Here is a 14705-nt window from a genome sequence, read left to right as displayed (position 1 = left end):
TGTAAAATAAATACATAAAATAAAATAGATGGAAACGATGAGGGTTATTCTTAATTTGGTCACTTTGAATAATTAGAGTTAGTAGTGAACCCACTCCAGTTAAAGTATGCATATTTGTATAGTTTATTGGAGTTTTTTTATTGGTGCTATTTTAGGGGGAGAGGAAGAGGAGATAGAATGAGGAAAGAAATAAGGAAGCTTCATGATAGAGAGAGTTTAAAAAAAATATTTAAGTATGCTAAGAAAACAATTATTTATATAGTAATTATATTATTATTTACTATTGTACTTCAAAGTTTAAAGATAAGAGTAGATAAGGAATATATACCAAGTATACTTGGACATACATATTTGAATGTATTAACAGAAAGTATGAATCCAGAATTTTATCCAAAGGACTTAATAATTGGAGCTAAAGTAAAAGATACATCTAAACTTAAGATTGGAGATATTATTACATTTAAAGATAGCAATATGTTGGTAACCCATAGAATTGTTGAAGTAACTGGAAATGGAAACACTTTCGCTACCAAGGGGGACGCAAATACTGCCATTGATGAGAAAAAAGTTAGTTCTAATCAAGTAATATCTAAGTATAGTTTCAAAATACCTAAGGGTGGAGTTTTAATAAGCAAAATGCAAAACATTCAATTCTTAGCCTTGGCTTGGATAATAATTATGTACTATATTTCAAAAGAAATATTTAAAGAAGTAAAACTTATTAGAGCGAATAAAAAAAGTATAGAATAAATTCTATTTGATGCATGAAAATAATATTTATATTTTTACAATGTCGTTATAAAAGGTCGCTGAGAAGTATTCACTGTATATGGTCACTTGGTGAATATGGAGCTAATAGTGAATCCACACCATTATATAATAAATAATTATATTATATGGGAGGAATTTTATTATGAAAACTAACATGAAAATCGTGTCATTATTAATGGCAGCAGCTATTACAACTGGGGTAGGCGGATATGGTACTTATGCTTATTTAACTGATAGTGATTCATTATCAGATAAAGTAAACATTACAATGGGTAAACTAGATGTAGAGGCATATTGGGCTACAGATGCTGGGTTAGATAGTTGGAAGGCTACATCAAAAGTTACAGAATCAAATGCTAAAGATGGTGGAAAAACATTAAGCTTTGAAAATGTTAAACCAGGAGATACTTTTGAAAGAGACATAGTAGTTGCGAATTATGGAACACTAAAAGCAGATACAACAGTTCAATTTAATCCTGAATTAATTGATGGATTGAAACTGGAGATGGTAAATTTTACATCTCAACATGGTCATGCACAAATAGATCCAAATGTTGAGAATAGAGTATATGAAAATGGAATGGAAGTTAGAGATTTTATTAGAATGACAGTTAAAGTTACTGTTCCTACAGATGCAGGTAATGATTGGATGGAAAAACTTATCAGTACTGATGCTCAAGAATTTGTAAAAGTTGGAGCACATCAAGTAATAGAACAGTAAAATATAATAAAAGAAAACATTACACCACATAATTGTGTTGTAATGTTTTTTTTACTATTAGTATAGAAAATTCTTAGTTAATAATAGTTACTTCATTTTATTACCATTGTCATCTATATAATGCCATTTATCACTTATACGTACAGGAATAAAATATATCTTGTTATATTCTACCACTAAATTCCAGTATTTACATTGTGAAAATATAGATGATTTAAATTAGGCAAACAAAAATGCAGTATGAACAATTCATACTGCATTTTTTATTGAAACTCATTCTAATATATTAAAATGAGTAAATTACAATTCATAAATCAAAGATTTATATTGCTATTTATCTTCTTTTGTTTGAAATTTCGATATTAACTTTTCTTTTTCCAAACATTTGACCTTTAGAGTTGTTTAAGATTACATCTACAAGGTTTGTAGGTACATCTACGAAGGCAAATTTATCTAGAATATCAATTCTTCCAATTTCTTTACCTTTAACTCCAGCTGTGTGGTCTAAGAATTCTATAACATCTTTAGTTTTTGCTTTATCAAGCTTACCTATAGATAAGAATAATCTAGTAGTTTCTTCAACATCAGAAGAACTATCTTCTGAGTAGTTACAGTTTAATTCTCTATCAAACATAAGTTTAAGAAGTGAAGCTGCAACATCTTCTGAACCATATTCGTTTATAAGTTCTTTAGCCATTGGTAAGAAATTACTGTAAGAATCTTCTTGTAAAACATTTGATATGTTTTCAAGTAAACTTCCTGATTTAGCAGAGAATATATCAGCTAAAGTAGGAATCTCTTTCTTAGAAATTTTGCTCTTAGTATGATTTTCGATTTGTCTTATGAAAGACACTTCTTTTCTTGAAGCAAAATTGTAAGCTATACCTTCTTTATTTGCTCTACCAGTTCTTCCGATTCTATGAACATAAGACTCGATGTCTTGTGGTAGATCATAGTTTATAACGTGAGTAACATTTTCAACGTCAATTCCACGAGCAGCAACATCTGTTGCTATAAGGAAGTGTAATTGACCATTTTTAAATTTAGCTAAGGTACTCATTCTTTGACTTTGTTTCATGTCTCCATGCATACCTTCAACACTGTAGCCTTTGCTATGTAGGGCATCAACTAATTCATCTACGCCTTTTTTAGTTTTGCAGAATAAAATTGTTGTAGTTGGATTATCTACGTCTAAAACTCTGCAAAGAGAATCAAATTTGTTAGATGAGTTAACTAAGAAATATGATTGTTCTATTTTAGAAACAGTCATAGATTTTTTAGCTATTGCTATGTGTTGAGTATCTGGTTTCATATAGTTTTTAGAAAGCATTTTGATTTGTCTTGGCATAGTTGCAGAGAATAAAAGTGTTTGTCTTTCTTCACTTAAGTTAGAAAGGATACTTTCAATATCTTCAATGAATCCCATGTTTAACATTTCATCAGCTTCATCTAAAACTAAGAACTTTACATCTTGAAGCTTTAAAGTTCTTCTGTTTATGTGATCTAATATTCTACCAGGAGTTCCAACTACGATGTCTACTCCTCTTTTAAGTGCACTAAGTTGTCTATCGAAAGATTGACCACCATATATTGGAAGAATCTTATATTTCTCATACTTGCAAAGTTTTGCTAGTTCTTCACTAACTTGGATAGCTAATTCTCTTGTTGGAGCTAAAATAAGTGTTTGGATAGCTCCACCTTTAGGACCCATATTACTAAGAATAGGTGCTCCAAAGGCAAGAGTTTTACCTGTTCCTGTTTGCGCTTGACCTATTATATCGTAACCCTGTAAACTTACCGGAATGCTTTTTTCTTGTATATCACTAGGATTTTCAAAGTTTAAATCAGTTATAGATTTTAATATTGAATCCTTAAGTCCAAGTTCATCAAATTTAGTTTTTACCATTCATATTCCTCTTCTCTTTCTCTTTCTTTTTCTTCTTTAAATACATCTAATAGTAACATAGTATATATATAATAGCAAATGTAAAAATGAATTTTATGTAGATTATTGTAAGTATATATAAAATAAATTATGTAAGTGGTAATATAAAACTCTATTACATTTAGGGAAAATAATATATTATAGTATGTACAGACATAAATATAAACATAAATATATTATATTATGCACAGATATAAAAATATATATATTATATTATGTACAGATATGAATATATTTATATCATTATATTTATATTTATTAATTTAATTTTATAAGGAGAATATATGAAAAAAAATTTATTTGATACTGTAGAAACATTTTTAGATAATGGTCTACAATTAATTACTATAAAGAAAGAAACTCAAATTGCATCACTTAACTTAGGAGTTAAAGTTGGAGCGGTTTGTGAAAATAAGAGAGAGAGAGGAATCTCACATTTTATAGAACACATGCTTTTTAAGGGTACTTTAAATAGAGATAATGAGACCTTAAACAGTGATTTAGAAAGCTTAGGTGGAGAATATAATGCTTATACAGATTATACATCAACAGTTTTTAATACAACTACATTAAATGAAGAGTTAGTAAATTGTATAGAGTTAATTAGTGACTTAATTCAATATCCAACATTTATTGAGGAGCATATTGAAAAGGAACGAGGTGTGATTCTTGCAGAGGTTAGAAGTGGCAAAGATGATATAGAAGATTTATCATTTCAAAAGATAAATGACATGGCATTTACAAATAGTCCATTAAAAATTGATGTTATTGGTAAAGAGTCTATTGTAAAAACCCTCAGTAAGGAACAGTTAACAAGATACTATAAAAATCACTATGTTCCAAATAACACAGTTATATCAATTGTGTCTTCATACGACCATAGCTATGTAATAGAACTAGTGAAAAAATTCTTCGATAGTTGGAAGAAAAAAGAGGTAGATAAACCAATTTTAAATTTTGAGCAGAATAAAGAAAAATTTAAGGTAACTCACAGAGAAAATATGGAACAAAGTACAGTATTATATTTATATACTTTTAAGGATTTAGATAAGAAGGAAGAACTAGCTTTAAGAATACTAAATCATAAGTTTGGAGAGAGTTCAAACTCCATATTATTTAGAGAACTGAGAGAAGAAAAAGGTCTGGCTTATGATGTCTATACAACATTAGATTTAACTCATAATCTAAAATCTTTATATATTTATGCTGCAGTGTCTCCAGAAGATGTAGATGCCACTATAAAAACAATTGATGATTGTATAGAAAAAATTAAAAAGGAAATAATTGTATTTGATGGCAATACTATAAATATTATGAAGAAAGTATTTAAAACTGCTATCGCTTCAACACTAGAAGATTCTTCAGACCATGGTAACTATGTGGTTCATCAAGCTATGGAAAAAGAAAATCTATATCAATTTTCAGAAGATATGGAACAATTAAATGAAATAGTAGCACAAGATTTATATGAAGTTGCTAAGAAAGTATTAAATAAACCTACAGTTCATGTACTATTATCTGACAAAGATGAAGAATAGTAAAAAAGTTTAATTTTATATAGTGAGATTACCTTAATTAAATAAAGCTGAAAAGTCATTTATATAGATAAAAGGTATCAGCTTATGGGATTATGATGGGAATGAAGATTAATGAGTAAAATAATTACAAAGATAGAAACTCAAAAGAAAAAAGAAAATAGGGTTAATGTATTTATTGATGGAGAATTTTCCTTTGGGTGCAGCAGTGAATTAATTTATTATCATAATTTAGCTAAGGGCAGAGAAATAAATGCTGATGAGCTACAAGGGGTAATAGATGAAGATAATTACCTAACTGCTAAAGCTAAAGCTTTGAAGCATATGGAAAGCTCTCTTAAAACCGAATTTCAAGTAAGAGAGCATTTAGAGAAAAAAGAATATGATGAGAAAACTATAGATAGAGTTATAGTGTTTTTGAAGGACTATAAATTTATAGATGATGAGTATTATGCAAAGGCATTTGTAACGCAAAATATAAGAACACAAGGAAAAGGAAATATAAAATATAAACTTATTAAAAGAGGAATATCAGAGGAAATTATTTTAAGAACCTTAGAAAGTGTTCATGGAGACACAGAAGAAAATGTAGCCGCAAAGATTGCAGAAAAGAAGGCAGTTTTATTATGTAAGAATGAAACTGATGAAAGAAAAATTAAAATGAAGCTTAATACATTCTTAATTTCTAAGGGATATAATTTTGATATAGTAAAATCAGTTATTGATAAAATAGAACTTAATATAGTTAAAGAGAATTCTGAAGGTGAAGATGGCTATAATAAGAATGGCGTAGAGTGTAACGATGAAGTTTATTATGGAAGTAAAATTACTTCTGAAAAGAAAAAAAATAGTATATTAAACAATAGAAATAATCATAGTGGTGATAGTTATGAAGTTGTTGAAGAGGATAATGAAGTTAATAGAGAAGAGCTCTTTAAAATCGCAGAAAAGAGATATGAACGATTATCTAAATCAGAGGGAGATGCGATTAAAATAAAGAGAAAGCTGCAGGATTTTCTACTTAGAAAAGGATACTCTTATAGAGACATCAAATCAGTTCTTAGTACAATTATTTATGGAGAAGAATATGATTATTAAAGAGAAAAGGCTATTTGAATAAATAATGTATTTTAAAGGCTTGGACAGAAGAAATGTATAATTAATATCTGTTTAAAATGTACTTAAAAAATATTAAATTAAAACTTTATTATAAATATTAATACAGAAATAAGGAGGTGTGAGGGTGAATTTTTTAGAAGAAAACAGTATAAATATAGTATCATTAATATTAGTGATAGCATTTATTTATCCTATACTTATGGGATTTTTATTTAAACTTAAGAGTAAAAGTCTTGTAATAACGCTAAGGGGTATTTTATCATCCATAGCTATAGTATGTTCAATTATGTTGACCACTGCAGTGGTAAGAGATGTAGTAACTTTAGATAAATATGGTGCTATTGAATATATAGAATCTAAAATTTCACCTTCTTTTGCCTTACTTATTACAACATCTGAATTATTTATAGGGGTTATACTATTAATTGTATTTTTACTAATTTATCAGTTGTTTAAACTTGTTATAAATTTGATAAGTAGATTTGTTTTAGTTCCTGTTTCAGAGGGAATTGATAGAAGTATTAGAGATACAGGAAGAGGAATTAAGGCGTTACTAGGAGGGGTATTTCAAATACCTAAAGCTATATGCTATGTAATAATAGTAACCGCACTACTTAGCTATGGGGCTCTATTCCTAAATGACAGTAAGCTAAATAATAAATTAAATACTTCAAATATATATAATTATGTAAATATAAACATTATAAAGCACGTTACAGAATCAGAAGTTGCAAAAAAATTTCCTAATATATTAGAAAACTCATTTAGAGTTGTAGATGAAGAAAGCAACTCAGTAAATAATTCCGTAGATACTGTAAATGGATATCTTCAAGGTCTTATATTTTATAATGGAGTAACCATAGAAGATGGTGTTAGATCAAATGAAGTTATTGATAATGCAGCAATAAGTATAACAAATGGATACTCTAGTGACTATGATAAAGCAAAGGCTATTTATAAATGGATAGGAAGTACAATAACCTATGATGATAACAAAGCTGAAGAAGTTATGTTAAACAAAATACCAACAGGAATAACCTCAGGTGCAATTAATACATTCAATACCGGGAGTGGAGTGTGTTTTGATTACGCATGTCTTTATGTGGCTATGTGCAGAGCTAATGATATTCCGGTTAGATTAATAGTTGGAGAGGGCTTTAATGGAATGAGTTGGATTAGCCATTCATGGAATGAGGTGTATATATCTGAAAAGGATGAGTGGATAAATGTAGACCCAACTTTCTATAATGCAGGTAACTTTTTTGATAGTGTAGGTTTTAATAGTGATCATAGGGGTAGAAAAATTGCTGGGGAATGGAAATAGAAGGATTAGAGATAGATTAGACCTTTTATTAATATAATTATGATATAAAATAATTTTATAGGTAAATGCATCTTCAAAAAATAAATAAGTCAATCTCCTAGGCTATTTTGAGTGATACGTCGTCAGCAGAACCCTTAGATAGTTCTACTATCTGCGGAACCTGCTTCCTTGTCTAACTCAAAATATCCTTCGCATCTTTGACTTATTATTTATTTTCAGATGCCTAAATAAAAAAACAAGCAAATTAGCTTGTTTTCTTACATTTAGCAAGTATAAGGTTTATGGCTTTTTCACACTCATCATCACTATTATCAATGGACCAAGCAGTATTAAAATAATTTAGAGCTTTACCATTTTCATTTAGCATTACATAGCAGTAGGCAAGATTAAAATAGTACTTGCTTTCATTCTTTAATTCAAGAGCTTTATAAAGTAATGGTATGGCATTTTTATATTTTTTCAACTTTATAAAACACACAGCAGAGTTATAAAATGAAGGCGCTTCATATTCCTTTAGCTCTAAGGATTTTTTATACATGTCAATGGCAGTTTCATAGTCTTTAAGTTTATATAAATCATTAGCATAGGTAAAATAGTTCAAGGAAAAAACCTCCTATAAGTGACATTGTAAATTTATGATTTAGATAGTAGAATTTACTCCTTTAAATTAGTATGAGAAGGAGTTTTTAATTAGTTATCACATTTAAGTAATTTCCACTTTATTCTAAAATATACCGGAACCTAATGAAAATATTTAAATAATTTCAATTAAATTACAATATTATAATTATGGATTATAATAAAAGTTATATTTAAAGATTATAAATTATTATACAGTTAATATTGACAAAATTAATATATTGTATATAATATATTAAAAGAGTAATATATATATAAATTGGCTGTGATGAAGAGGAGTAGAAATAGGAAATATTAAGAGAGGAAAACTCATAGGCTGAGAGGTTTTCTATAGGAAGTATTTTGAAGGTAGCTTCGGAGTTGCTTTAGTGAAGTTATAGTAGCTAAAGACGGTGGTTCCTCATCGTTAAAATTAAGAGAGTCTTAAAAGTGATTTTGAGAAATAAAGGTGGTAACGCGCGCTGTCGTCCTTTGGGGATGGTAGCGCTTTTTTTATTTTAAATAAATTTTTATTTTAAAAAATAATTTTTGTGTACTAAGATTGAGAAATCCAAGAGATGAAGCACTAATTTTATATGTGACCTAAGTAAAAGTTAACTTTAACTTTCATTAAAAAATCATGATTAAAACTATAATAATTAAGCAATTACAAATTAATAGAAGGGCAGGGAATAGTAATGGATGAAAACAACAATATAGCAAAGAATTATGACCCGAAAGAATTTGAAGATAGGCTTTATAAATGGTGGGAGGAAAGTGGATTTTTCACACCAGAAGTGGATAAGAATAAAAAGCCTTATACAGTAATTATGCCACCACCAAATATAACAGGACAATTACACCTTGGTCATGCACTAGATAATACTCTACAAGATATTCTTATAAGAACAAAGAGAATGCAAGGATATAGCGCTCTATGGCTACCAGGAGAAGATCACGCAAGTATTGCCACAGAGGTAAGAGTAGAAAAAGCTTTACTTGCAAAGGGACTTAAGAAGAAGGAAATGGGAAGAGAAGCATTTCTAGAAAATGTTTGGGAATGGACAGATGAATATAGAGAGAAAATAAAAACTCAACTTAAAAAAATGGGTTGCTCTGCAGATTTTACTAGAGAAGCTTTCACTATGGATGAAAACTTAAGTAAGGCTGTTAGAGAGGTTTTTGTTAAATTATATAAAGATAATCTTATTTATCAAGGAAATAGAATTACAAATTGGTGTCCAAAATGTATGACAGCTATTTCAGATGCTGAAATAGAATATGAAGAGCAAGGTGGACATTTCTGGCACATTAACTATCCAGTAGTAGGTAGTGATGAGATTGTTGAAATTGCAACTACAAGACCAGAAACATTGCTTGGAGATACGGCTGTTGCAGTTAATCCTAAGGATGAAAGATATGCTCACTTAGTAGGAAAAAAATTAAAATTACCACTAGTAGATAGAGAAATTATAGTTGTTGCAGATGATTATGTTGATATGGAATTTGGAACTGGGTGTGTTAAGATAACTCCAGCCCATGATCCAAATGACTATCAAGTAGGTAAGAGACATAATCTTGAGCAAATAGTTGTACTTGAAGAGAATGGAACTATAACTAAGGGATATGGAAAATATTCAGGTCTTGATAGATATGAAGCTAGAAAGCTTATGATTAAAGACTTAGAAGAGCAAGGATACCTAGTAAAGGTTAAAGATCATAGCCATAATGTTGGAACTCATGATAGATGTGGATGTACTGTTGAGCCAATGCTTTCTAAGCAGTGGTATGTAAAAATGGATACTCTTGCAGAACCTGCAATTAAGGCTGTAAAAGAAAAAGAAATCAAATTTATTCCAGAAAGATTTGAAAAGATCTACTACAACTGGATGGAAAATATACAAGATTGGTGTATTTCAAGACAATTATGGTGGGGACATAGAATCCCAGTTTGGTACTGTAAAGATTGTGGAGAAATTATAGTACAGACGGAGGCACCAACTCATTGTAATAAGTGTAATTCTACAAGCTTAGAACAAGAGAAGGATGTATTAGATACTTGGTTTAGTTCTGCTTTATGGCCGTTCTCAACTTTAGGTTGGCCTGGTAACACAGAAGACTTGAAATATTTCTATCCAACAAGTACATTAGTTACTGGGGGAGACATAATATTCTTCTGGGTTGCAAGAATGATATTCTCAGGTTTATATAACATGGATGCTATACCATTTGAAACAGTATTTTTCCATGGAATGGTTAGAGATGATCAGGGAAGAAAGATGTCAAAATCTCTTGATAACGGAACAGACCCATTAGAAGTTATAGAAAGCTATGGGGCAGATGCTCTAAGATTCTCACTTGTTACAGGAAATGCACCTGGAAGTGATATAAGATTCTATGAGTCAAGGGTTGAAGCAGCTAGAAACTTTGCAAATAAGATTTGGAATGCATCAAGATTTGTTATGATGTACAATGATGAAGTTCTTATTGAGAAATATAAAGACTGCAAGAATTATTCTGTAGCTGATAGATGGATATTATCAAGACTTAATAATATTGTTAAAGAAGTTACAGATAATATAGAGAAATATGAAATAGGAATTGCTCTTCAAAAGGTTCATGACTTTATGTGGACGGAATTCTGTGATTGGTATATAGAAATTGCAAAACCATCACTATACAGTGACAATGAAGAAACTAAAGGAATAGCTTTAAATGTTCTAAATAAGGTTCTAGTAACAGGATTAAAATTACTTCATCCTGTAATGCCATTTATTACAGAAGAGATTTATACTCACTTAACTAAAGAGAGTGAATCAATAACTATTTCAAACTGGCCAGAGTTTGAAGCAGACCTTGAAGATGGAAAATCTGAAGAGTATATGAACTATATTATAGATGCTATAAGAAATACAAGAAATGCTAGAACAGAAATGAATGTACCGCCTTCAAGAAAAGCTAAGACATATATTTATGCTACTGAAGCTGCAGATGCATTCAAAGAAGGAAAGGTTTATTTTGAAAAACTAGCTTCTGCAAGTGAGGTTATAATACTAAACGCTAAGGAAGAAGCACCAGAAAATATAGTATCTGTAGTTTCTAAGGGTGCAGAAATTTATATGCCACTTTTAGAACTTGTAGATGCAGAAAAAGAAATTGAAAGATTAAACAAAGAAAAAGCTAAGTGGGCTGCAGAGATAGATAGAGTTGAAAAGAAATTAGCTAATGAAAGATTTGTTTCTAAAGCTCCAGCAGAAGTTGTAGAAGAAGAAAAAGCTAAAGGTGAGAAATATAAAGAAATGTATAACTCAGTTTTAGAAAGTATAGCAAAGTTACAATAACTTATAGAGATATTAATCATTAATAGGATAAGTAGTGTGATCATTTACACTACTTATCTTAATTTTTTGAAGAATATCCTTATTGAGTATAATCCTGTTATGAGGTAAAATAAGATTGGAAAAATTAGAGTTCAGGAGGCTTATTATGAATTATACTGAAGCTATTAATTATATAAAAGACACTGCTAAGTTTGGAAGTAAACTTGGTCTTGAAAGAACTGAAAAGATATTAGAACTATTAGGGAATCCTCATAAAAAAGTAAAAACTATACATATTGCAGGAACAAATGGAAAAGGGTCAACAACTGCAATGATTACAAATATATTAGTGCATAGTGGGTATAAGGTGGGAAGCTATATTTCTCCTTATATTGAAGAATTTGAAGAGAGAATACAAATAAATAATAATAATATATTAAAGGAAGATTTAGCGAGTATTGTTACTGAAGTATCAAAGGCTGTTGCTGAAGTTACAGAACTTGGATATGGAAATCCTACTGAGTTTGAAATAATAACTTGTGCAGGTTTTTTACACTTTATGAAAAAACAAGTTGATTTTGCTGTGGTAGAAGTTGGACTTGGAGGACGGTTGGATTCTACAAATGTAATAACTCCAGAACTTTCAATAATTGGTTCTATTAGTTTAGATCATATGAATATTTTAGGAGATACTTTAGAGAAAATTGCCTTTGAAAAGGGTGGAATTATAAAAGCAAATACAAATGTAATTCTTTATCCTCAAGAGAAGCCGGTTTCTAATATTATAGAGAATATTTGCAAAGAAAAAAATGCTCCACTTGTAAAAGTAAATAGAGAAAATGCAACATTAGTTGAAGTTAAAGAAAATGATGAAAAAAGAATTATTCAAAATGTAAGAGTTAGTACAGAAAAAGATGTATACGAAATTTCTTTAGCTCTTTTGGGAATTCATCAAATACAAAATTGTAATGTGGTTATAAATAGTTGTGAGGCTCTTATGGATATGGGAGTAAAAGTTACAAAAGAAAGTATTTTAAGTGGATTAAAAACTGTTAAATGGCCAGGTAGATTAGAAATTATGACAAGGAATCCCTTAGTTGTACTTGATGGTGCTCATAATATTGATGGAATAAAAAAATTATCAGAAAGCATAGATACTTATTTTAAATACGAGAAGCTTGTACTCATTATTGGTATCTTGGCAGATAAACAAGTGGATGAAATGATAAATATAATATGTCCTAAGGCACAGCATATTATAGCAGTTACACCACATAGTGAAAGAGCTGAACTATGTGAAGACTTAAAGGCTAAGATAGATATATATAATGATAATTGTGAAGCTATAATGGATTATGAAGAAGCATATGAAAGAGCATTATTTTATTGTGGTGAGAATACACTTTTAGTTGTTTCAGGGTCTCTTTATATGGTAGGAGACATGAGAAAAATAATTAGAAATCATGATATGAATTTTTAATAGTTTAAATTAAGAACACTGTAAATGGGGTATTATCTTAAGGTGATATTAGTGCTAATTTAAATATTTTTACAAAAGTAATCTGTGTTTAAATTGGTATATAGAAGTAGCAATAGGTAGAAAATAGTTAAAAAAGAGTTGAATAAAATATTTTCGTATCAAAAATAGGAGTTTCTTCATATTATAAATGTGAGGGAGGGATTCCAATGAGGCACTTATATATTTGTAATACAACTCAAGACCGAGTTGATAAGGTGAGTATTGACGAATTTGCCGTAGAAAACATTATAAACTTAGTGGGAGTTAATAGAAGTAAAATAGGTCCTCATGGATTATGCATGCAAGGGGGCTTATTATTTACCTCGAATTGTTATGATGGCTCTGTATCTGTAATTAATTTAAAAACTTCTATGTCTAGTAGTTATTATTTAGGTAGAAACTGTAGAGATATTTGTTCATTAGGAAATCATTTATACATTGCTTGTGGTGATTCAAATAATGTGGTAACTTTTGATTTGAACAAAAAGGAAATAATTGAGATTATTCCTTGTGGTGATTCTCCTCATAGTATTGATTGTTGTAATATTACAAATAAAATAGTTGTAGCTAATAATGGGGATGATTCAATAACCTTATTCGATTCATTATATGGATGTGATATTAAGAATATAAAGGTTGGGAAAGCACCAACAAAGGCCCTATTTACTTTAAATGGAGATTATATACTTGTATGTGAAAGTAGAGCAGGAAGTTCAGATAAGGGGTGTGTAAGCGTTATATCTAGTAAAAGTTATAAAGTTATACATAAATTATCTGTTGGAAATTGTCCATTCGATATGTATTGTGATGAGAGATATTGTTATGTATCTAATTATGGTGATGGAACTATATCAATTATTGATGTGTTAGATTTTAAAAATGTAAAGAACATAAGAACTGGTGGGATGCCAAGAGGAATAACATGTGATGAAAAGCATATTTATGTGGGCGATAGTTATAATAACTTATTAATAAGAATTAATAAGGAAGATAACCAAAAAAAACTAATCATCCAATTGAAAGGTCAACCTACGGGGATGATTATTGCATAGGTTACATTTAATTGCAGTGGTTATTTTGTAAGAAATTTTTAATATATGTATATAAGTTGTAATTAAGTTTATACCTAAAACTTAATTATAGTATTTAAATTTTAGGTAGTTTATTTATTACAACCTATATATTAATAAATTCTATTCAGTTAAAACTTTAATAATTTTAGTATATAAGTCAGAGGGGTTGTTTTTCCATTTTGTACATAACTCTCTGGCTTGTTTATTTGTGGCCACCGTTATTTTTACTTCCATAAGGGGAATGTTGTTTTCAGAGGCACCTAAGCTAACTACGTAGCTGTTAGAATTTTCAATTGTGTAATCAGCTGATATGGTAGCTTCTTTTTTTATTACGTTCATTTTAACATTAATATAGGAATCTAGTTTATTTATATATTCACTTGATAATCTGTTTTGAAATAGAGATAGGACTTCTTTACCTTTATCAGAGATTACAAGTCTATCCTTATCTTTATGATTTACTTTCATAAGTAGATTTGATGAGATGAGTTCATCTATATACTCTTGAAGTGTAAAGTAGTTTATAAAATTATTTTCAAGTACAATCTCTGTTAGTTGTATATTTGAAATAGGTAAGTCGATTTTATCTATTATATGCAATAATAGAAGTTTATTTTCTGCTAAGTTCAAAGAATTATCAAACATAAGGTACCCTCCTTTAAACTATGTATATAAATATACATTAATTAATTATCTAATTATAACATATAATTCGTCAAAATGAATTAATTTTAGAAGATATGATGTAGCATATATTTAT

The 14705-nt window shown here is 29.2% G+C and carries 11 protein-coding genes and 1 other annotated feature; of the genes, 8 read left to right on the top strand and 3 right to left on the bottom strand.

Features of this window, described 5'->3' with window-relative positions:
- The first annotated feature begins 177 nt into the window (after nucleotides 1–177).
- Nucleotides 178–750 (top strand): signal peptidase I, encoded by a 573-nt coding sequence (locus tag RSD37_RS03170; RefSeq protein WP_346945242.1) that lies wholly within the window; start codon nucleotides 178–180, stop codon nucleotides 748–750.
- 163 nt (nucleotides 751–913) lie between these two features.
- Nucleotides 914–1492 carry a SipW-dependent-type signal peptide-containing protein gene (locus RSD37_RS03165; protein WP_346945241.1) on the top strand — a complete coding sequence of 193 codons (579 nt, stop codon included), beginning with the start codon at nucleotides 914–916 and terminating at the stop codon, nucleotides 1490–1492.
- Between the two features lie 334 nt (nucleotides 1493–1826).
- On the opposite strand, the gene RSD37_RS03160 is transcribed toward RSD37_RS03165, so the two are convergent.
- Nucleotides 1827–3398 (bottom strand): DEAD/DEAH box helicase, encoded by a 1572-nt coding sequence (locus RSD37_RS03160; RefSeq protein WP_346945240.1) that lies wholly within the window; start codon nucleotides 3396–3398, stop codon nucleotides 1827–1829.
- Nucleotides 3399–3721: 323 nt separating this feature from the next.
- Here RSD37_RS03160 and RSD37_RS03155 point away from each other — a divergent pair, with 323 nt between their 5' ends.
- From RSD37_RS03155 to RSD37_RS03145, 3 genes are all read left to right on the top strand, one after another.
- Nucleotides 3722–4975, top strand: a complete 1254-nt coding sequence (locus tag RSD37_RS03155) for a pitrilysin family protein (protein WP_346945239.1) — start codon at nucleotides 3722–3724, stop codon at nucleotides 4973–4975.
- A 111-nt stretch (nucleotides 4976–5086) separates the two neighbouring features.
- On the top strand, nucleotides 5087–6070 hold the full coding sequence (recX, locus tag RSD37_RS03150) for a recombination regulator RecX (RefSeq protein WP_346945238.1): 984 nt from the start codon (nucleotides 5087–5089) through the stop codon (nucleotides 6068–6070).
- Nucleotides 6071–6215: 145 nt separating this feature from the next.
- Nucleotides 6216–7415: a transglutaminase domain-containing protein gene (locus tag RSD37_RS03145; protein WP_346945237.1), complete on the top strand. Its 1200-nt coding sequence runs from the start codon at nucleotides 6216–6218 to the stop codon at nucleotides 7413–7415.
- 244 nt (nucleotides 7416–7659) lie between these two features.
- Here the strand turns inward: RSD37_RS03145 and RSD37_RS03140 are convergent, their stop codons facing one another.
- Nucleotides 7660–8016 (bottom strand): CDC27 family protein, encoded by a 357-nt coding sequence (locus RSD37_RS03140; RefSeq protein WP_346945236.1) that lies wholly within the window; start codon nucleotides 8014–8016, stop codon nucleotides 7660–7662.
- Between the two features lie 294 nt (nucleotides 8017–8310).
- Nucleotides 8311–8529, top strand: a binding site (T-box leader).
- Nucleotides 8530–8731: 202 nt separating this feature from the next.
- Here RSD37_RS03140 and RSD37_RS03135 point away from each other — a divergent pair.
- The 3 genes from RSD37_RS03135 to RSD37_RS03125 all read left to right on the top strand — a co-directional run bounded on the left by RSD37_RS03135 (nucleotide 8732) and on the right by RSD37_RS03125 (nucleotide 13924).
- A complete protein-coding gene (locus RSD37_RS03135; protein WP_346945235.1) occupies nucleotides 8732–11374 on the top strand; it encodes a valine--tRNA ligase in 2643 nt (880 codons plus the stop codon).
- A 145-nt stretch (nucleotides 11375–11519) separates the two neighbouring features.
- Nucleotides 11520–12833 (top strand): folylpolyglutamate synthase/dihydrofolate synthase family protein, encoded by a 1314-nt coding sequence (locus RSD37_RS03130; protein ID WP_346945234.1) that lies wholly within the window; start codon nucleotides 11520–11522, stop codon nucleotides 12831–12833.
- A 206-nt stretch (nucleotides 12834–13039) separates the two neighbouring features.
- Nucleotides 13040–13924, top strand: coding sequence for a YncE family protein (locus RSD37_RS03125; RefSeq protein WP_346945233.1), 885 nt, complete (start codon nucleotides 13040–13042; stop codon nucleotides 13922–13924).
- A 141-nt stretch (nucleotides 13925–14065) separates the two neighbouring features.
- Here RSD37_RS03125 and RSD37_RS03120 read toward each other — a convergent pair whose 3' ends face one another.
- On the bottom strand, nucleotides 14066–14590 hold the full coding sequence (locus RSD37_RS03120; RefSeq protein WP_346945232.1) for a DUF4364 family protein: 525 nt from the start codon (nucleotides 14588–14590) through the stop codon (nucleotides 14066–14068).
- Nucleotides 14591–14705: the final 115 nt, after the last annotated feature.

This window comes from Clostridium sp. (assembly GCF_036646415.1).
Lineage (GTDB): Bacteria > Bacillota > Clostridia > Clostridiales > Clostridiaceae > Clostridium_J.
The sequence above is the reverse complement of the archived record's forward strand: the minus strand, read 5'-3'. Positions and strand labels throughout refer to the sequence as shown.

Coding starts and splice junctions, on each gene's coding strand:
- RSD37_RS03155 (WP_346945239.1), top strand. CDS start 3,722: ATGAAAAAAAATTTATTTGATACTGTAGAAACATTTTTAGATAATGGT.
- RSD37_RS03125 (WP_346945233.1), top strand. CDS start 13,040: ATGAGGCACTTATATATTTGTAATACAACTCAAGACCGAGTTGATAAG.
- RSD37_RS03165 (WP_346945241.1), top strand. CDS start 914: ATGAAAACTAACATGAAAATCGTGTCATTATTAATGGCAGCAGCTATT.
- recX (WP_346945238.1), top strand. CDS start 5,087: ATGAGTAAAATAATTACAAAGATAGAAACTCAAAAGAAAAAAGAAAAT.
- RSD37_RS03135 (WP_346945235.1), top strand. CDS start 8,732: ATGGATGAAAACAACAATATAGCAAAGAATTATGACCCGAAAGAATTT.
- RSD37_RS03170 (WP_346945242.1), top strand. CDS start 178: ATGAGGAAAGAAATAAGGAAGCTTCATGATAGAGAGAGTTTAAAAAAA.
- RSD37_RS03130 (WP_346945234.1), top strand. CDS start 11,520: ATGAATTATACTGAAGCTATTAATTATATAAAAGACACTGCTAAGTTT.
- RSD37_RS03120 (WP_346945232.1), bottom strand. CDS start 14,590: ATGTTTGATAATTCTTTGAACTTAGCAGAAAATAAACTTCTATTATTG.
- RSD37_RS03160 (WP_346945240.1), bottom strand. CDS start 3,398: ATGGTAAAAACTAAATTTGATGAACTTGGACTTAAGGATTCAATATTA.